The sequence below is a fragment of the Paraburkholderia fungorum genome (assembly GCF_046027605.1).
Lineage (GTDB): Bacteria > Pseudomonadota > Gammaproteobacteria > Burkholderiales > Burkholderiaceae > Paraburkholderia > Paraburkholderia fungorum_F.
This window is the reverse complement of the sequence record NZ_JAQQEF010000004.1, coordinates 54,075-73,290: the sequence shown is the minus strand read 5'-3', so window position 1 is coordinate 73,290 and position 19,216 is coordinate 54,075. Positions and strand designations below refer to the sequence as shown.

The window sequence follows — 19,216 nt, the reverse complement described above, 5'->3', positions numbered from 1 at the left end:
ATGGTTTTTGCGGGACTCACATGGTAAAGGCGGCGGTGCTCGACCGGCTTTGGACGCGTATGAGCGAGCGTGGCGATTTCCCCATGCTGTCGCAATCGCTGCGCACCACCATGGCGGCAATGAACAACGACGACCTCGACTTCACCGGCCTCGTGCAGGTCGTGCTGTCGGACTTCGCCTTGACGCAAAAAGTTTTGCGGCTTGCCAACTCGGCCATGTACATGGCGTTCGGCGGCAATATCACCACGGTGTCGCGCGCGCTGATGGTGCTCGGCATGGACGCGGTCGGGCATCTGGTGGTCGGCCTGAAGATCGTCGATCACTTTCATCACAGCGCGCCGCGCCGCATCGACGCGAAACTCGAATTGAATCGCACGCTGCTGTCGGGCTGTGTCGCGCGCAAGCTGACCGAGCGCGGCGATCTGCGTGCCGGCGAAGAAGCCGTGGTCTGCACGCTGATGCGGCAGATCGGCAAGCTGCTGGTGGTGTTCTATCTCGACGCAGAGTGGGATCAGATCCGCCGGCATATCGACGACGGCACCATCGAGGCCGACGCCTGCGTGCTGGTGCTCGGCGTCACGTTCGACGAGATCGGCGCCGAAGCCGCGGTGCGCTGGCGCCTGCCCGACATGATCCGTTCCGGGATGGGCGAGTTCGATCCGCTGGACGTCGAGCAGCCGCGCCAGGTGCAATGGCTGCGCGCCATCACCAATTATTCGACGGCAGTGGCCGACGTGCTGACCCAGCAGAACATGCCGGACTGGGAGCGCGAAGAACGCATCGCCGGACTGGCACAGGCATATAGTCACGCGCTGAATACCGATCCGGACGTCCTGCAGCAGATGAGCATCGCGCTCGCCCGTGAAGAAGGCGGCGACGGCGTGATGGCCGAAATCGTCGAGTTGCGCGCCAATGCGGACGCGATCGCGCGCGAGGCGCTCAATCCGGAAGCGCGCATCGCCGCGGGCGTCGGCGATCTGCGCGGCCTGCCCGACGGCAGCGCGCTCGCACCGGCGTTGGCGCTGGCTGCGGAAACCGTGTTGGCGGCGCTCGGCTTCGCGCGCACGGTGGTGTTCGTCAAGCACAGCAACGGCACCTTCAGGGCGCGCCTCGGGCTCGGGCCGAAGATCAACGCGGCGCTGCCGAAGCTGACCTTCAACACCGCCTTCGAGCCCGACGTGTTTCATCTCGCGGTCGCGAACTCGGTCGGCATTTTCATCGAGAACGCACGCGACCCGAAAATGGTCGCGCGATTACCCGAATGGTTCCGCCGCTCGTTCGACGACGCCCGCGCTTTCGTGCTGCTGCCGGTCGTCGACGAAACCGGTAAGACGGTGGCGCTGTTATATGGCGACTGGTCTCATACGCAGGAGGCGCGCCGGATAACGCAGAAGGAAATGAGTGCGTTGAATGAATTGGCGAAGGAGTTAGGGCGTTTTTTTGGTCTGGGGCAGATGCAGGAAATGGAGACGATGTGAAGACATGGCGTGATCGTTGATCACGGTGCTTCACAGTCACCCGTTTTGTATTTGCCCTAAGTTGAGTTTGCCGAGGCTGGCCGCGAGGCTCAGGCGCGCAACGTACCACTCGGCCAGCGTTGCGATACGCTGATGGTTGGCGACGACAAGCGCGTCTTGCGCGTGCAGCAGTTCCATGATGTTCGCCACCCCGATTCTATAGCGCGCCTGCGCTGCATCGAACGCCAGAGCGGCGTTCCCCTGCAAGGCTTCGGCCTGCTGCACGGTTTGCGCGCCGGCGCGGACCGCCTCATAGCTTTTCCAGACATTCAATGCGACCTGCTGTTCGGCCTCGGCGACGTTCGCTTGCTGAAGCTCCGCTTGTGCCCTCGCCTCGCGAATCCGGTAGGTCGAGCCGAACCCTTCGAAGAAGGGGATGGTGACCCGAACGCCCACGTAACTGTTGCGCGATGTCGAGGATGCGCCGCCCGCCGCACCAAAGGACGCCGTTGGCCGGTTGCTATCCGACAGCCCGGCCTGCAGACGAACCGTCGGCCAGGCCTGCGCGCGCATGCTTTCGATGGATGCCTCAGTGGCGTGCAGCTCGGCCCGTGCGGCCAGCAAACGGGGATGATTATCCAGCGCCTGATCCAGCAGCAGCTTGATCGCCTCCAGTTGCGGCGCCGTTCGCTGCATCTGCGCCGGCACCACCGAAAGCACGATCGGCACGTCCGGACTGAGGCCCATGTCGATCGCTAGCGTACCGGTCGCTTCGTGCAACGCGCTAGTCGCCTTGACGACGTTCAACATGGCCTGGCTATGTGCGGTACGCGCCTGCAACTCGTCCGCGATGGATGCCACGCCGGACTGCATTCGGGCATGCGCGGCCGCGAGGCTTTGCGCGGCGTTGACCTCCGCTTCATGGGCCGCTTCGGCTTGTGCCCGCGCGGTCATGGCCGCGAAATAATCATGAGCGCTCGTATAGAGCACATCGAGCACCGCGCCGTTGAGCGACTGATCAGCCGCGATCAGCAGTTCCCGCGCTTTCCTGACCTCTGCCGACCGTGCGCCGAAATCGAACACCACCCATTCGAACGCCAACTCGGCCGCGCGCGCGGCGCCGTTGTACGACTCCTGCGACGCCCATTGATTTGTCGACGCCGTGTTCGCGCGATTGAGCGATCCATTCACAACACCGGAAAGCGTCGGCCATTGCGCAGCCTTCGCTTCACCCAGACGGGCGGCCTGCGTCAGCGCGTTGCCCCACGCACGGCGCGTCAGCGGATTGCGGCACAACGCGCGCGCCGCCACCTCTTCCAGCCGCAATGCCGCATTCGGCAAATCGAATTCGCAACGCGCCCTACCCGCCAATTCAGGCACGCGCGCGACGACCGGCGGCGCAGTAATTTCATGCTGCGTGTCAATAGGATCGAATCCGTCGGTTAGCGATTGCGCGTACGAACCGGCCGGCAAGAACGCAATGACAGCCGCAAGGATGCCGCGCACGACACGCTTCTTCCTGTGCGCAAGATCATGAAAATCAACGTTCATGCAAACTCTCATCGACCCGCGTCAGCAAGGGACTCAAAAAATATTCGATCAATCGGCGCTTGCCGGTTTTGATCTCGACGCTTGCCGCCATACCCGGACTGAGCGCCACAGGCTGAGCATCGATCATCATGCTCGATTGCTGCAATTTGAGCCGCACCGAGTAGACCAGGCCGCGTTTTTCATCTTCGATCGCGTCGTGCGACACGCTGACCACCTCAGCCGGCAAGGTACCGTAGCGGGTATACAAAAAGGTTTCGATCTTTGCCGCAGCAGGCTGGCCCACGGCGACAAATCCGATGTCCTTGTTCTCCAGGAACGCTTCGATCTCGGCGGGATGTTCTGCCGGGACGATCACCATCAAAGGCTGAGCGGCCGTCACAACGCCACCGACGGTATGCACCGCGAGTTGCTGCACGGCACCGTCTACCGGCGCTTTGAGCGTCATGAAGCGGTCGTGCGCGTCCGCCTTGATGTACTCCTGGCGAAGCTCAGCCGCCTTTTGCGCGGCATTGCCGAGGTTTTCGAGCGTCGCGCGGCGTGTTGAAGCGATCAGTTCCTCACGTTGTCGCCGCGCGCTCACCACGGCAGCGCCGATCTCGCCGATACGGCTTTTCTGCGCGGCCAACTCCCCTTCCTGCTCGATCCGGACCTGCTGCTTTTCCAGATATTCGTGACGCGACACGTAGTTCTTCGCCGCCAGCTCGTCGAGATCGGCCTCCCTGCTGCGTGCGATCTGCAGTGTGCCTTGCAACCTGTGGATCATTGCGCCGACAGTCTGCAACTCGGCTGCATTGCGGGCGATTTCCGCGTCGAGGCGCGCCACCTTCGAACGAAACTCGGCGAGTTCGCCATCCAGGAAACGTTGTTCCTGTTCGATACGCGCCGCCGACGGCATCAAATCGTCCGGCACTGGCGCATCGGCCGCGATCTCGACGCGTTGCGTCGTGCCGCTGTCGATGCCTTTGAGCAAAGCTCGCGCACGCGCGGCGCCGAGCCAGCTTTCCACCCAGTCGTCGCGCAAACGCAGACGATCCGCCGAGGATGCCGTCGAGTCCAGTTCGAGTAGCACGTCACCTGCTTTGACCAGCTTGCCGTCGCTGACATGGATCGCGGTCACCTTGGCCGTTTCGATCGACTGGATGATTTTTGCGCGACCGTCCGGGACGATTTTTCCTTGTGCAGTCGCAACGATATCGATTTTGCCGAACGCGGCCCATAGCAAGGCGATCAGTAAAAGCGAGACGATCGTCGCCATCGCGACGCGCGGCAGCGGCGAAACCGGCTGGCGCTGCAATGCGAGTGCCGCGGGGAGGAACTCGGATTCACCAGCCGACCAGTGCGGCGCGTTCCGCTCGCGCACGCGCCATGCCGCGTGCCCTACCTTCAGATACTGGCGTGCCAGATCTTTGGCTGCGCCTACCCAAAGCAATACACGGATCGTCATAGGCCTGCCTGCAGATGCCAAAGCTTCGCGTATGCGCCCTTGGCGGCGACCAGCGTGTCGTGCGGACCTTGCTCGATGATGGCGCCCCGCTCCATCACAATGATCCGGTCTGCCCGCCGCACGGCCGACAAACGATGCGCGATGATCAACACCGTACGTCCCTTGCAAATCGCGCGCATGTTGTCCTGAACGATGCGCTCGGACTCATAGTCGAGTGCGCTGGTCGCCTCGTCGAAGATCAGGATGCGCGGCTCGTGCATGAGCGCACGAGCAATCGCGATACGCTGGCGCTGACCGCCCGATAGCGTCGAGCCGTGTTCACCGACCGGCGTGTCGTAACCTTCCGGCAAGCCGACAATAAACTCATGCGCCCCCGCCAGCTTCGCGGCGTGCATCACCGCTTCAAGCGGTGCACCGGGATCGGTCAGCGCGATGTTGTCGCGGATGCTCCGGCTGAACAGCACGTTCTCCTGCGACACCACGCCGATCTGCCGCCGCAATGACGTCGTGTCGATCAATGCGAGGTCTTGCCCGTCGATGGTGACGCGGCCGCGCTCCGGTATATAAAGGCGCTGCACCAGGCGGGTCAACGTGCTCTTTCCCGAACCGGATTGCCCGACGATGCCGATCACCGCCCCCGCCGCGATCGACAGATTCACGCCGCCGAGAATCGCCGGACCGTCCGCGCGATAGCGAAACACGACCTCCTCCAGTTCGATACATCCCTTGACGGCAGGTAATGCGCTCTTCGCGCCGGCCGCTTCCGTGCGGCTATTCAGAATGTCGCCGAGGCGCGCGACTGAAATGCCGGTCTGCTGAAAATCGGTCCATAACTGGGCAAGCCGCATGATCGGCCCGGCAACCTGGCCGGCCAGCATGTTGAACGCGATGAGCTCACCGACCGTGAGCTTGCTGTCGATCACGAGCCGCGCCCCAACCCACATCAGCGCCACGGTAACGAGTTTGTTGACGAGGCTAACGCCGCCGCCGGCCCAGATACCGACCGTCGACGCGCGAAATGTCGCGCCAATGTAGGCTGCCAGCTGGTTATCCCATTGACGTGTCCACTGCGGCTCGACCGCCATCGATTTGACCGTATCGATACCGCTGATCGTTTCCACGAGAAACGATTGATTCTCCGCGCTGCGCGCAAACTTCTCGTTCAGGCGCCGCCGCAATACCGGCGTGCAAGCGACCGAGAGCAATACGTAACAGGGCAGCGACACGAGCACGATCAGCGTGAGCCAACCGCTGTAGAACAGCATCACTGCGATGAAGACGAACGAGAACAGCAAGTCCATCACGAGGGTGATCGCGTTGCCGGTCAGAAACGCTCGAATGTTTTCCAACTCGCGCACGCGAGCGACTGAATCGCCGACGCGCCGCGCCTGGAAATACGCAAGCGGCAATTTGAGCAGATGGCGGAACAGACTTGCGCCGAGTTCGACGTCGATGCGGCTCGTGGTGTGCGCGAATACGTAGCTGCGTAGCGCGGTTAGGCCGACGTCGAATAGGACAACGATGGTGAGACCGACGGCGATCACGTCGAGCGTGGTTAGGCCGTGATGCACCAGGACCTTGTCCATCACCACCTGGAAGAACAGCGGTGTGATCAGAGCGAGGATCTGGATAAAGAACGAGACAACGAGCACCTCGGTTAGAAGACGCCGGTACTTGATCAATGCCGGGATGAACCAGGTGAAGTCGAATTTGGTCAGCTCGCCAAGCATCGACGCGCGTGAGGCGAACAGGATCAGCTCGCCAGGCCAATCGGTTTTTAGTACTTCGATGTCGATAGAGACGGGCTGCGCGGCATCAGGGCGCTGTATGACCGCTTTGGTCTTTTCTATGCGGCCGATGACGAAGAAGTCGCCGGCCTGGTCGATCGCGACGGCAGGTAGTGCGACGCGGTCCAGGCGGTCCCAACGGACCGTGGTGTGCTTCGCGTTGAGGCCTAGCGATTTTGCGGCGAGCAGGAGCTGTGTTGTGTCGAGCGGCGCTGCCCCCGGCTTGAATTCATGCGCGAGTTGATCCGGATCCGCAGCGATGCCGTGATAGCGCGCCAACATGACGAGACAGAAGAGGCCGGCGTCGATTGGGGAGGCGTCGGGTTTGTGTCGGGACGGCTGCGGGTGCTCGGCGTGCTGGGTATTCGGGACGGCGTGGGGTTGCATTCGGTATTGCTTCTGCGTGCTGCGGGTGAGCGGGTCGCGCGACATGTGTGCCACGCGAGCCGGGAGCGGTGGTTTGGACTAGAAGCAGCTGACCGCGATTGGCGGCGTTAGCGGTTGCGCTGAGCTTTGCTGCCATGCTGAATCCGATAACGCCGGTGGCGCGATGCTCGCCATCGTCTGGATCAGCAAGTCCAGTTTGCTTTCGATGTACGCGGATGCGTCTGAGGTGGCCGGCGCGAAGGTTTGCTTCGTCGACATGAGCTTCGGCGGGGTTGTGAGCGCTTTTGCGTTGATTGTGGTTTTGTCCCAGGTGGTGCCGTCGGCGAATTTGAACTGTTCGATGCCGTAGGGCAGGTTTGAACCGCTCTGATAAAGCTGCATCTTGATGCGCAGCACGTTGTCCGATCCTGAGACCGTGACCAGCAGATCAGAGCCGCTACCGTCGCGACGCACAGTGACGTCATCTGGATTGATGTCCATATCGAACAGCACGACGTCGATGTCCTTACCGTTCGGGTCGTAGGCCTCCTCAATCGTGTCGTTACCCGATTTGCGGCCAAACAGATATGTGTCGCTGCCTGTTCCGCCTGCCAGCAGATCGTTGCCTGCGCCACCATCGAGCACGTCGTTACCGTTGTAGCCAGCCAGTACGTCGTTGCCGGGTGTGCCTTGCAATGCCATCAGCGCCACGTCCTGTTTGGTCCAGATCGTGCCGCCAGTGAATCTGAACTGTTCGATGCCGTAGGGGAATGTCGAAGTTCCGCTGGCCTGGGCGAACTGGCTCCTGATCCTAAGTACGTTGTTCGAACCGGAGATCGTCAGGAGAAGGTCATAGCCCTGCCCATCACGGCGTACCGTCACATCCTGCGGACGGATATCGGCGTCGAATAGCACGACGTCGGTGTCGTTGCCGTACAGGTCGTAGGCTTCTTCGATCGTGTCGTTGCCTGATTTCCGGCCAAACAGATATGTGTCGCTGCCTGTCCCGCCTGCCAGCAGATCGTTGCCTGCGCCACCATCGAGCACGTCGTTGCCGTTGTAGCCGACCAGTACGTCGTTGCCGGGTGTGCCTTGCAATGCCATCAGCGCCACGTCCTGTTTGGTCCAGATCGTGCCGTCAGTGAATCTGAACTGTTCGATGCCGTAGGGGAACGTCGAAGTTCCGCTGGCCTGGGCGAGTTGGCTCCTGATCCGCAGTACGTTGTTCGAACCGGAGATCGTCAGCAGAAGGTCGTAGCCCTGCCCGTCGCGCCGTACCGTCACATCCTGCGGACGGATATCGGCGTCGAATAGCACGACGTCGGTGTCGTTGCCGTACAGGTCGTAGGCTTCTTCGATCGTGTCGTTGCCTGATTTCCGGCCAAACAGATATGTGTCGCTGCCTGTCCCGCCTGCCAGCAGATCGTTGCCTGCGCCACCATCGAGCACGTCGTTGCCGTTGTAGCCGACCAGTACGTCGTTGCCGGGTGTGCCTTGCAATGCCATCAGCGCCACGTCCTGTTTGGTCCAGATCGTGCCGTCAGTGAATCTGAACTGTTCGATGCCGTAGGGGAACGTCGAAGTTCCGCTGGCCTGGGCGAGTTGGCTCCTGATCCGCAGTACGTTGTTCGAACCGGAGATCGTCAGCAGAAGGTCGTAGCCCTGCCCGTCGCGCCGTACCGTCACATCCTGCGGTCGGATATCGGCGTCGAATAGCACGACATCGGTGTCGTTGCCGTACAGATCAAAGGCCTCCTCGATCGTGTCGTTCCCCGAGCGGCGTCCGAACAGATACGTATCACTGCCTGTGCCGCCCATCAGCAGGTCATCGCCCGCACCGCCATCGAGCACGTCGTCACCGGCGCCACCGTAAAGCGTATCGTTACCGTCGCCACCCAGCAGGATGTCGTCGCCGCTGCCGCCGTTGAGGACGTCCTTGCCGGCGAAGCCGATCAGGATCTTGCCCGACTTGTCTCCGGTTGCAACACCGAGCGAGCCGTTGCCGAACACTACGCCTAGCTGTCCCAACGACTCGCGCATTGCATCGCTCTGATATGTCTCGACGTAGGTGCGGAGTTCCGCACCGATATCGAAACCTTGCTGCAGCCAGTTGATGCCGAATGCGCGGGTCATGCCGGCCAGAATGAACGCAACGTCGGTTGCGCCCACGTCGCTTTGTGCGGCGTGCAGTTTTGAGGTCATGCCGGTAAAGTCGATATGCAGTTGACCGGCGTCGTTGACCTCGTAGACGATCGCGTCGAGATACGGCTTCCAGACCGTCTGCATTGCGACGGCCGTATAGACCGACTCGACCAGCGTGGACCATGCGCTGGCCACATACTCGCCGCGCGTGCCAGAGAGATTCACTGTACCGCTAGCGTTGGCGCCGAGCATCGTGCCGGACATCTTTTCCAGCACGGTAAGACGGCCGATCCAGTCGGCGTCGGCCGCATAGCCGGTAATCGTTCGCTTGCCGGTGTCCCTTAGTGCCTGCGACGTCGTCATGCCTGATGTCGCCGCCCACGCCTTGAGCAATGGCTCGATCAATGCCTGTTGGGCGGCGGCTGATTTGGCATGGATGATCTGTTCGAGCAGCGTGCGCAGTGCCGCGCCTTGCGGCGTGTCAAGGCTCGCCGCCTGCCAGAGGTCGCGCACGTTGCCTGCACCCTGTACATAGAGCATTGCGATAACGTCGTCGCGCAGGGGGATTGCCGTGTCGAATTGCTGGTGCAGCGTGTCCTGGCCGAACCAGATTTCCTGCATGTCCCGCTCAACAGCTACACCGTCCACCATTTGCACGAACGAGCCGGTGCCTCGCACCATGTTGCCGTTTTCGAGCGTGCGGATGGTGCCGTCCTTGCTCAGGTTGATCGAGATGATGCCAAGTTCATCGAGGCCTAGCAGCTCGCCGGATTGCGAAGTGCCGTCGCCGTTTGCATCGCGCCAGATTCGTAGCGACGACCAGATCGCGTCGTTGCGGTCGATGATGCCGTCTTTGTTGGCGTCGAAATCGCGGAGTGCGTCGAAGCCGTTCGCGGCGAGTGCGCCGTTCGCGAGCGGGGTGAAGTTGCTGAACAACTCGGCGCCGGAGTCGATGGTGCCGTTGTGGTTACGGTCGAGAACGAGGAAGCCGTCGCCCGCGCTGATCCAGCCGGTGTGCGTGCGGCTGCCGCTGTTGTCGAAATCGAAGTAGGCGGTGGAGGTGTCCGGGTTGGTGGTTTGGATGCCGTCGCCGTCGATGTCGAGGATCAGCGGGTCGACCATGCCGAGCGTCAGCACAAGCTTTCTGAAGAAGCCGGTGATATTCAACGGATCTTTCAGGAAATCAGCAAGCTGCAGCAGGTTATCGGCGAGGTTTGAGTTATGCAGCAGCGCGAGGCCGTACTTCGCAGTGTTGATCAGCAGGTTCAACGCAGTACCGATCGCAGGCGCGATCGTAGAAGGCGACTCGATACGTGCGGCCCAGTTGCCGATCTGCTCGACGGTCGCGGCATCGCCCGCCTTGATGGCGTCGATGTTCGCCTGAGTCATCGCCATCACCAGGTCCAGCGCCGCCTTGGCGTCCCCCAGTACGCTTCCGTCAGACTCCAGGATTTTTTGCCAGAGCGATTCGCGCCCGGCTGCGTTCAGGACTGAAAACGGGGTGTTGAGAGTCCAGACGTCGGGATCTAGTTCATGTGACTTGAACACCTTGTTATGGATTTCCCAAGCCTCATCAGAATTCAGATCGCGCGTCGTCAGCCCATCCGGGGAATCCTTCGCCTGTTTTAATAACACATCAAGGTAAGCATCGACCAAACCGGCTTTTATAGAGGCTAGTTCTGCTTCACTGATCGGCCTGCCGGCCTTCTCTCCAGAGAGTCCCAAGAACTCTATCGCTGTCGTGCCACTCACCGTATTATCGAGATTCACTCCCTGCGCGAGCCCCGCGTAAGGATAACCTTGCGACTTCAGATAGTCATAGACCGCTGCAGCGTTTCCCAATGCGAGGTTATCTTTCAGATTTTGCAGAATAGAAGAGGGAATTCTGCTGCGCAAATTTATGACAAACATAGAGCCTTACCTTTAACGGTTATTTTCCAAAGAGAATGAATAAATTAATTTAACTGTATTTCTTTGAATTTCCAGCCACTTATCCAAATTATCCCGCGCGTAATATGCACGCGCAACCAACCCCAACTTTTCAATCACAAACCATTGATCGCAAGACTTAGCTCCCCCGGCCCCTGTACTACAAACAATGTATGTCGTCGCGCGATTTACGTCGTAGAAAATATCGACATTATCGCCACTGATCTTCGAATAGTCTGGCCCAATCTTTTTCTCGTAGACCAGCCCATTCACCAAACCTGGTTGCCGTTCAAAATGCCAGCCTTGCTTGCGACGCCAATCAACCTCTGCGTCCATGCGCCGCCCGATAAACCCTGAAAACCATCGCGACGAGTCTTGCCCAATACCGTCCTTTGGCTCTGCGCCGACGACAATCCATTCGTTATATTTCGCGTCGAGCCCTTTAAGTCCAGCCCAACTAGCCCGATTCAAAGAGGTCAATGGTCCGAAATCCGGCAGATGCAGGAGAAGACTAAAGGAACTGATCGGCACATCTGGTCCGGGAGCATGGCGTCTCGGCGGGCGCGCCCAGATTTCGTCGCCCTCATACTCAACCGGGAAAAATTTATATTCCGCCGGAATCCTTATTCTGACTCCGTGAACGGCTCCGATACCGAGTTGATTTCGTGCTTTGTCTTTTGAGTAGTACGCAAGTGTGACCGTCAGCACAAACGCAGCCAACAGCAACAGAAACATTTTTTTCGCCGTTAATCTAAACATCTCAACCCGGAGCCAAAATTATACTGACGCAGCGAGGTATCGACAGGTACCTCTCTTAAGATAAGAATTCACGGACCTTGCCTAGACACCATTCGCGCCTCTAGACTGAGCGACCGCAAGCAATCCTGTTTCCCCCTTTTATGAAAATCACCCGGGCGGTTTAAGACTCATGCCGAACTACGTCCGGACAGATCTATACCGCGACCACCCCACAATTGAGAACATCACCCCCGGACGCCGCAAAGGGTGCCATTTCCGTCGGCAGCTAAGAGAAGTCACCGCCGCATCGACGTTGAGAACGTCCGTGCTTGTGAAATTGATCGGCGTACCGCCTCATAATCGGTGACTTCTTTCAGCGATCCCCGGCCAAGTTGCGGCGCGTGCGGCATACAGTATCGCGATACATTGACTCATATTTCACCCCTTCGACCGCCCATCCTGAATTTTTTCTGTTCTGAGCGCACATTCAACGTCTCTTTGATTTGGAACACTGATATTCACTTTCCGATCGACCCGCGTCATACAAAAATGCATTCACATTACTATCGACATTTCGCGCTGACGATTTAATAATAGCAGTCACACTCATTTTTCACCCCGAACCAGACAAGCGGCCTTTGAAAGCATCCAATACAAAAAAAGGTTGGCACACATAAACAATGCCAATTGCAGAATTGCGACCACGAACCAGACTATTGGCCAACTCGTTGCCAACTCACCTTTCACTGTTAAGCCTCCCCCATCCATAATTGGCGATACAATTATTTTAATGATAGTAAGTACGACTGCCGCAGCGATCAGCACCTTTCCAATTTTTATAGTTCTTGACATCATCACGATCGAAACACCGGTAGACGACAAGTTGTACAGTGATTCATACTTAGAATTTCCAGACGAAGTTTTCATCGCCCAAAATTTCCTGTTCTGCCCGCAAATTCCTCGAACAACAATATACCGATCACTCCATTTTTTCTCCAAAACTGGAGAAACTGGAACTCCGTCTTTCCAAAAGGCGCCCCAAAATGGCTTTTCGACGAATATCCCGCACTGTGCAGTTACGGGGATGACGATCAAATAGAATACCCACATCATCTCGTCCGGAAATATTTGTCCTGGGCTACGAGCGAATATCACGGCCCAGCCGGCAGCAACGACTGCAAACAAAAGCCCCGCATATGTAATTTTCTTTACCACCGCATACCTCCAACCTGCTTCACTGGAATCTAGATGTGACTCAACTTGCCAAATGATAAAATCTGGCACAAGCATCATGTCGTCGTCCGGAGTACATCGACGAAGTCTCACGCAATAATTTTTTCGCGATTCGCGCGCCAACCCGACGGGCGAAATATTTTCATCACCATAAACATGTACCCCGCCCCTGAGCGCTCCCTCAATGTTACGTACCCCGCGCCGCGATATTTTTTTCTAAGCTCCACCACGCCAGCCGAATATTTCAGCATGCCGCGCTCTGGTTGGGTATAAAGCAGGACTCTTATCGGGCCGCTTCCAAAATAGAAAATAGCTATTGTGAGACAAATTAATTTAAATATCCTCTCAAGCATATTCACGATTATCTGGCTCAGCAAGTCGGCAGCAACAATCACTTCTCAGACACAGAGGTTCCGCTCATCTCGTTACACGCTAAACACTTGCTCGCGGCGTGATCGAATTGATGTATTCACAAATATTCCGATTCATCGCCCCCGAAATGTAGCTAGCATCGTACAGATTAGCCGAGCCGAGAGACATTCTGACGTGAGTCGTTACAGGCGATAAATTACAACATCGCGCCATCGAAAGTAAAATGAAATGTTTGAAATTGACAAAAAATTACTTAAATGCGCAGATGACTATCAACCGGTTAATCGGTAATCGCTCTTCGTCTTAAATTTTCTTAGAAAATAACGAGTAGATTCAGATGATTTTCAATACCGTGGAATGCGCAACGACATGCGGTCCACACGTAGACGCATATCCATCACCACCATCTTCTTAGTGCTCAAAGCTCCTTCGCTCACCCCAACCTGCGGCCCCGGATTGCCGAGCGACATCCTCAACCCCGATCACCAAGGGATGCATTTCACTCCCCGCCCATCGCTTTACCGGCGGCCGACCGTGCGGCTAGGAGCCCGCAATGACAGTCTTCTGTTCACCCGCACAGCCCCTACCTACTCGACATTCAAAACCCGCACCCCAACCAACCGCACACCAAACCGATTGACGTTTTCTTCGATCTCCACCCGCTGCCCTGCACACCAATCATTCCGCGATCCGGTACCGCAAAAGCGGAGCTCGCGCCTAAGTGTCGGTTCGAGCAGATATACCCGTGTGCGGCATCCTTTCATCCAAGTTTCCTATCGCAGAACGAAGGTCTGGACATTGCGTATCTGCCCCGGCGTCCAGCGGAACTCGATCAGATTGGCGAGGTGAAAAAACAGTGCGGCACCGCTGGCGATGAACAGCCCGGCGATTAGCGTGTGGGCCGCTCGCAGAACGCGCGGCACACTCAACGCTTGGGGCGGCCAGTTACGGCGCCTGACTGTCACCGCATACTGAATCAGGCACGCGGTCGCCAGTACGGTAGCGCCAAGCGCCCAAGTCCCTATATAGGCCGGATAAATGAGCAGGTAATCGGAATCCAGTACAACCAGGCCAACGATTGACGCAAGCCCCACTGCAAATAGTCCAAACAACAACGGGCGTCCTAAAGTCGGCATGCTCGTTTGCGGCACAACGCGATTTGTATCGCCCAGCCATTCGCGAACGCCACCAAAGATATGGCGGGCGGCGTGAACATTCTTCGCCGTGTAAATGACAAAGCGTGCGCCGTGCGGTCCAAGCAGAATGATCGATGAAGCAACCTTGGGCCCACGGCCAGTGCGATCCGGTTCCCCAGCCTGCGCCGCAGGGCCCGTGAGAATTACCCTCGGCCGATCTCTGAATTGCACGCGCTGACAACCGCGGTGAACATCGCCAGAACGAGCGACGGTTACAGGCGGTGCCGTTAGCCCACCGATCAATATCCGACGAAAAGCAAAACCGCCCACAGCAAGTGCAATAGGCAAACGCATCCAATAGACGCCAAACAAAGCGCCTGTTATGGCCGAGTCCAAGACTGATAAGAGCACAAACAGCGTCAAAATCATCCACAGAAGATTGACGATGAAGTATCTGATGCGATAACCGGTTGAAAACGTTATCCGGAAACCATCAGCAGCGGCGTTGTAGTCGGAGGCAGCGGCCAGGAATACGATAGAAGTGTCGGAGGGACGGCAATCAATCCTTTCACATCGAAAGAATCGGCCGCGAATCTATCGCATCGAACCAAAGTACGCTATCAGGCAGTTCTGACAGGGTTGTCAGAATTTAGGGAAGCGAATGGCCTCAGCCCTCGCCCCTTACGCTCGTTCAAAGCATCACACGTCGTAAACGCAAAAACGGCGAAGCCTTTGCTTCGCCGTTCTGGAATACCTTAGCTGCGCCCAGCCCTTCAATCCTCAATCATCTCCAACCCCTCCGCACTCCGATCCGCGACCCCAGCCCACGCGGCCGCCGCCAACCCCAGCTCCGCGACCTCCTCCACTGTCAACGGCTGCAACCGCGCACACAGGCTGTCGACCTCATCCCACGCCCCCCGTTCCAGCGCCTCAACCACCGTCAGCAGCAACCCCAACACACCCTGCCGATGCAAAATGCCCGCCTGAATCGGCCGCGACAGCGTCAGCACATTCAGCGTGCTTTCAAGTGAACCCCCAAACACCGCATCGACAAACGAAAACACGCCAGTCAGAAACGCCGCATCGACTTCGTCGCGCCCCACGTCGGGCAAACGTTCGATGGCCAGTTCCATGAAGCGCGCCCGGGTCGCCGCGAGTTGCAGCAAGGGATCGTCTTCCAGCGCGACCTTGCGGCCGTCCGCGTAGAGCAGTAACTGGGTCCAGCGGGCGATCCGATTGGTGCCGGTCGCATTGATCGCTTCGCGCAGCGTACTGACCTTGTAACCGACAGCGAGGCCGCTCGAATTCGCGAGCTTCATCAGATGCATCACCAGCACGGGATTGAGCTTGAGTTCGGCTTCGAGCTGCGCGACGGTCGGCTCGCCCGCCAGCAGTTGCAGCAGATTCAGCAACGCATGGCGCGGCGCGCTGACACGCCGCGTCATCGAGGTCTGCGGACGCGCGAAAAAGTAACCCTGAAAACGATCGAAGCCGAGTTCATGCGCCGTTTCGAAGTCGTCCTGGGCTTCGATACCCAGCGCGACCAACAGCTTGCCCGCGGACTTGAGCACGCTCGTCAGCTTGGGCAACAACGCCCGCGAGGCATGCATGAAATCGATCTTGACGACCTCCGCGTACGGCAGGAGCCTCGCGAACGTCTCGTTGGGCTGCGTCACTTCGTCGAGCGCAAAACGATAGCGGCGCCCGTGCAACTCAACGATCCGCGCGACCAGCGCGTCGTCGACCTCGATCGACGGCGACAGTTCGAGCATGAAACGCTCCGCCGGCAGACGCAGGATCGAGTCGTCGAGCAGCATCTCGCGGCTTACGTCGACGTAAGCCGGATGCCCGGTGAGCGCACTGCGTACATTGCTGTGGATCAGGCCACGAACAATGGCCCGCATCAATAACTGCGCCGGCTCGGGCGCGCGACCGGGCAACGCGTCGGCATCCGCAGCCGGATCACTGGCATCGGCCGCAGCCGCGCCTGCGTCCGCTTCGACGGCCGCCGGCAATGCGGGCGCGCGTACTTTGATCTCATAGCCGCACAGCATGCCGTCCCGATTCAGAATCGGCTGACGCGCGAAGCTGGCATTCAATTGTGCATCGGCCGTGGCGTCTGTCTGGCCCGGATTCTCGATTGCGATGGTGGTCATTCCGTTCCCCGCGAAGCGCCGCCCCGGCGCTTCCTGCCGTATTTTGATTTTTGCTGCACCAATCGCGCGCATCCAGGACCTCAGCCCTCGGGCGCGTGCGGTGCGGCGCGCCCGGCGATTTTAGCGCAGGCCACCGTGTGCGGACATGACAACGCCGCAATATCTCGAAATAATTGGCTGCCCGTCTCAATGAAGCCCGGAAAAGAATCGACCATACTCTTGTGCAGTGCAAAAGCGTTCCATCGCCCGCGCTACCCCGCCTTTAACCACCAAGGAAAATCATGGACGTCAAAAGCGTGCTGTCAAATGCCTTCGCGATGCCGATCACGAGCCCGGCGTTTCCAATGGGCCCCTATCGTTTCATCGACCGGGAATTCCTGATCATCACCTACCGCACCGATCCGGACAAACTGCGCGCCGTGGTGCCGGAGCCGCTCCAGATCGGAGAGCCGCTGGTGCACTACGAATTCATTCGCATGCCCGATTCGACCGGCTTCGGCGACTACACGGAAAGCGGTCAGGTGATCCCGGTGTCGTACAACGGCGTGGCGGGCGGCTATACGCACGCAATGTATCTGGACGACCATCCGCCGATTGCCGGTGGCCGCGAATTGTGGGGCTTTCCGAAGAAACTCGCCAAGCCCGTTCTCGAAGTGCACACGGACACGCTCGTCGGCACGCTGGATTACGGCCCGGTGCGCATCGCCACCGGCACGATGGGCTACAAACATCGGCAACTGGATCTCGCCCAGCAACAGAAACGACTGGAGACGCCGAACTTCCTGCTGAAGGTAATTCCGCACGTGGACGGCACGCCGCGCATTTGCGAACTGGTTCGCTACTACCTGCAGGACATCACCCTTAAAGGTGCATGGACAGGTCCTGCCGCGCTTCAGCTAGCGCCGCACGCGCTGGCCCCGGTGGCGGAATTGCCTGTGCTCGAAATCGTCGAGGCGCGCCATCTGATCGCCGATCTGACGCTCGGGCTCGGTGAAGTGGTATTCGATTATCTGAAATAGCACTCACCACTCGACGCTTTCGGCGCCACAGCGCGCCGAGCCATTCCGATAAACGGCCGCTTGCGGCCGTTTCTTATTTCAAGATGCCAAGTTAAGAGCGAATGCCAATAATCGAAAAAATTTGATGCAGGTATTGCGAAGAATAAAACGGACGCCGCACGCTAGAATCAATCCATCCCACCCGAGCCCAGGACCCAAGCCATCCCCGCATCAGCGATACGCCTTCCAACCTAAGGTCATCCTTTCATCACATTTACTTCGTTATACGAATGACACAACAGAACATAAAACCATTCGAATAACGCCCTACCTTCCCTGCCACCAGAGACAACTCCCACCATGAAAATCAACTCCGTTCTGCCCAATGCGTTTTCCATGCCGGTGACAAGCCCCGCCTTCCCCATGGGCCCGTACCATTTCGTCGACCGGGAATTCCTGATCGTCACGTATCGCACGGATCCGGCCAAGCTGCGCGCGGTTGTGCCGGAGCCGCTTGAAGTGCACGACCCACTCGTGCATTTCGAATTCATCCGCACGCCGGATTCCACCGGATTCGGCGCCTACACTGAAAGCGGCCAGGTCATCCCGGTCACCCTCGACGGTGTCGCCGGCAGCTACACCCTGGCCACGTACGTGGACGATCATCCGCCCATCGCCGCCGGCCGCGAACTGTGGGGCTTCCCGAAGAAACTCGCGCGACCTGAACTCGGCGTTCACACCGACACGCTGATAGGCACGCTCGACTATGGCCCGGTGCGCATCGCCACCGCCACCATGGGCTACAAGCACTACTCGCTCAACCTCGCCAAAGAGCGCAAGCGGCTGGGGATGCCGAACTTCCTGCTGAAAGTGCTGCCGCATGTGGACGGCAAGCCTCGTGTGTGTGAACTGGTGCGCCACTACCTCGACAATATCGAACTGAAGGGGGCCTGGACCGGGCCGTCGTCGCTACAACTCTCACCCCATGCGCTCGCGCCGGTGGCCGACCTGCCCGTGCTCGAAATCGTGGAGGCACGCCATCTGATTGCCGATCTCACACTCGGAATGGGCGAACGGGTATTCGACTATCTGGATCACTCGCAGATCGTCGCTGCGCCAGCCCATCGCCGCGTGCGGGCCTCTTCATCGAATTTCTTCGGCAGTCTGACCAAACATATCTAGATGATGAACAGTGTCATCGGCAAGATCGCTGTCGTGACCGGCGCGGCCGGCGGCATCGGTAAACAGATCGCACTGGCGCTGGCGCGCGCCGGTGCAATTGTCGGCGTCGCCGACCTCAACCCGCAGGGAGTCAAGGAAGTTGTACAACAGATCCGAAAGAGCGGCGGCACGGCCGTCTGCATGGCAATGGACGTCACGAACGAGGACGCCGTCAACGAGGGCATCGATCGGGTGGTCGCACAGTTCGGCGCGCTCGATGTCCTCGTCGCGAACGCCGGCGTCCAGCTCCTCAATCCGCTTGATAACAGTTCGTTTTCCGACTGGCGGAAGATGCAGGCGACCCACGTCGACGGGGCGTTTCTGACTACGCGCGCGGCGCTCAGGCACATGTACAGAGACGACCGTGGCGGCGTGGTGATCTACATCGGCTCGGTGGACGCACAGGACACCTCGCCGCAGATGTGCGCGTACGCCGCCGCGAAACACGCCTTACTCGGGATCGCTCGCGTCCTTGCCAAGGAAGGCGCGTCGCACAACGTGCAGGCGTATCTGATTTGCCAGGGCGCGGGGGACGACGACGTCGTCAGGCACGTGGCGCCTCACGGCGGCACCGACACCTCGTTCGCGACCGCCCACGAAGTCGCGCAGACGGTCCTGCATCTGGCGAGCAGTTCAAGCCGCCCGTTAGCCACGCATCCGCCGCTCGACTGTGTAAAGTGATGCCG

At 59.0% G+C, this 19,216-nt stretch carries 12 protein-coding genes and 1 pseudogene; 4 read left to right on the top strand and 9 right to left on the bottom strand.

Annotated elements, in window-relative coordinates:
- The first annotated feature begins 20 nt into the window (after positions 1–20).
- Positions 21–1,478: an HDOD domain-containing protein gene (locus tag PQR53_RS08995; RefSeq protein WP_408452441.1), complete on the top strand. Its 1,458-nt coding sequence runs from the start codon at positions 21–23 to the stop codon at positions 1,476–1,478.
- A gap of 36 nt (positions 1,479–1,514) precedes the next feature.
- On the opposite strand, the gene PQR53_RS08990 is transcribed toward PQR53_RS08995, so the two are convergent.
- From PQR53_RS08990 to PQR53_RS08950, 9 genes are all read right to left on the bottom strand, one after another.
- Positions 1,515–3,008 carry a TolC family protein gene (locus PQR53_RS08990; RefSeq protein ID WP_408452440.1) on the bottom strand — a complete coding sequence of 498 codons (1,494 nt, stop codon included), beginning with the start codon at positions 3,006–3,008 and terminating at the stop codon, positions 1,515–1,517.
- Entirely contained in the window at positions 2,998–4,452 is a 1,455-nt protein-coding gene (locus PQR53_RS08985) for an HlyD family type I secretion periplasmic adaptor subunit (RefSeq protein WP_408452438.1), read from the bottom strand. Before PQR53_RS08985 ends, PQR53_RS08990 begins: the two co-directional genes overlap by 11 nt.
- Positions 4,449–6,626, bottom strand: a complete 2,178-nt coding sequence (locus tag PQR53_RS08980; protein WP_408452436.1) for a type I secretion system permease/ATPase — start codon at positions 6,624–6,626, stop codon at positions 4,449–4,451. Before PQR53_RS08980 ends, PQR53_RS08985 begins: the two co-directional genes overlap by 4 nt.
- A 78-nt stretch (positions 6,627–6,704) precedes the next feature.
- The gene (locus PQR53_RS08975) at positions 6,705–10,589 is read right to left on the bottom strand and encodes an SPM autocatalytic domain-containing protein (RefSeq protein ID WP_408452434.1); all 3,885 of its coding nucleotides are present in this window, start codon (positions 10,587–10,589) and stop codon (positions 6,705–6,707) included.
- An 81-nt stretch (positions 10,590–10,670) separates the two neighbouring features.
- A complete protein-coding gene (locus tag PQR53_RS08970) occupies positions 10,671–11,411 on the bottom strand; it encodes a hypothetical protein (RefSeq protein WP_408452433.1) in 741 nt (246 codons plus the stop codon).
- 609 nt (positions 11,412–12,020) lie between these two features.
- Positions 12,021–12,707 (bottom strand): hypothetical protein, encoded by a 687-nt coding sequence (locus PQR53_RS08965; protein WP_408452431.1) that lies wholly within the window; start codon positions 12,705–12,707, stop codon positions 12,021–12,023.
- Between the two features lie 29 nt (positions 12,708–12,736).
- Complete coding sequence (locus PQR53_RS08960) at positions 12,737–13,042, bottom strand: hypothetical protein (RefSeq protein ID WP_408452429.1); 306 nt, start codon at positions 13,040–13,042, stop codon at positions 12,737–12,739.
- 750 nt (positions 13,043–13,792) lie between these two features.
- Complete coding sequence (locus tag PQR53_RS08955; RefSeq protein ID WP_408452427.1) at positions 13,793–14,584, bottom strand: hypothetical protein; 792 nt, start codon at positions 14,582–14,584, stop codon at positions 13,793–13,795.
- 344 nt (positions 14,585–14,928) lie between these two features.
- Complete coding sequence (locus PQR53_RS08950) at positions 14,929–16,311, bottom strand: EAL and HDOD domain-containing protein (protein WP_408452425.1); 1,383 nt, start codon at positions 16,309–16,311, stop codon at positions 14,929–14,931.
- Between the two features lie 281 nt (positions 16,312–16,592).
- Here PQR53_RS08950 and PQR53_RS08945 point away from each other — a divergent pair, with 281 nt between their 5' ends.
- From PQR53_RS08945 to PQR53_RS08935, 3 genes and pseudogenes are all read left to right on the top strand, one after another.
- Entirely contained in the window at positions 16,593–17,330 is a 738-nt protein-coding gene (locus PQR53_RS08945; protein ID WP_408452424.1) for an acetoacetate decarboxylase, read from the top strand.
- A 339-nt stretch (positions 17,331–17,669) separates the two neighbouring features.
- Positions 17,670–18,401 (top strand): annotated as a pseudogene (locus PQR53_RS08940) (acetoacetate decarboxylase); the annotation flags it as partial.
- A gap of 90 nt (positions 18,402–18,491) precedes the next feature.
- Positions 18,492–19,211 carry an SDR family NAD(P)-dependent oxidoreductase gene (locus PQR53_RS08935; protein WP_408452422.1) on the top strand — a complete coding sequence of 240 codons (720 nt, stop codon included), beginning with the start codon at positions 18,492–18,494 and terminating at the stop codon, positions 19,209–19,211.
- Positions 19,212–19,216 lie beyond the last annotated feature (5 nt).

What these genes read in the sequence shown, in the direction of transcription:
- PQR53_RS08995 (WP_408452441.1), top strand. Translation starts at nt 21, where the DNA reads ATGGTAAAGGCGGCGGTGCTCGACCGGCTTTGGACGCGTATGAGCGAG.
- PQR53_RS08990 (WP_408452440.1), bottom strand. Translation starts at nt 3,008, where the DNA reads ATGAACGTTGATTTTCATGATCTTGCGCACAGGAAGAAGCGTGTCGTG.
- PQR53_RS08985 (WP_408452438.1), bottom strand. Translation starts at nt 4,452, where the DNA reads ATGACGATCCGTGTATTGCTTTGGGTAGGCGCAGCCAAAGATCTGGCA.
- PQR53_RS08980 (WP_408452436.1), bottom strand. Translation starts at nt 6,626, where the DNA reads ATGCAACCCCACGCCGTCCCGAATACCCAGCACGCCGAGCACCCGCAG.
- PQR53_RS08970 (WP_408452433.1), bottom strand. Translation starts at nt 11,411, where the DNA reads ATGTTTCTGTTGCTGTTGGCTGCGTTTGTGCTGACGGTCACACTTGCG.
- PQR53_RS08965 (WP_408452431.1), bottom strand. Translation starts at nt 12,707, where the DNA reads ATGATGCTTGTGCCAGATTTTATCATTTGGCAAGTTGAGTCACATCTA.
- PQR53_RS08955 (WP_408452427.1), bottom strand. Translation starts at nt 14,584, where the DNA reads ATGATTTTGACGCTGTTTGTGCTCTTATCAGTCTTGGACTCGGCCATA.
- PQR53_RS08950 (WP_408452425.1), bottom strand. Translation starts at nt 16,311, where the DNA reads ATGACCACCATCGCAATCGAGAATCCGGGCCAGACAGACGCCACGGCC.
- PQR53_RS08945 (WP_408452424.1), top strand. Translation starts at nt 16,593, where the DNA reads ATGGACGTCAAAAGCGTGCTGTCAAATGCCTTCGCGATGCCGATCACG.
- PQR53_RS08935 (WP_408452422.1), top strand. Translation starts at nt 18,492, where the DNA reads ATGATGAACAGTGTCATCGGCAAGATCGCTGTCGTGACCGGCGCGGCC.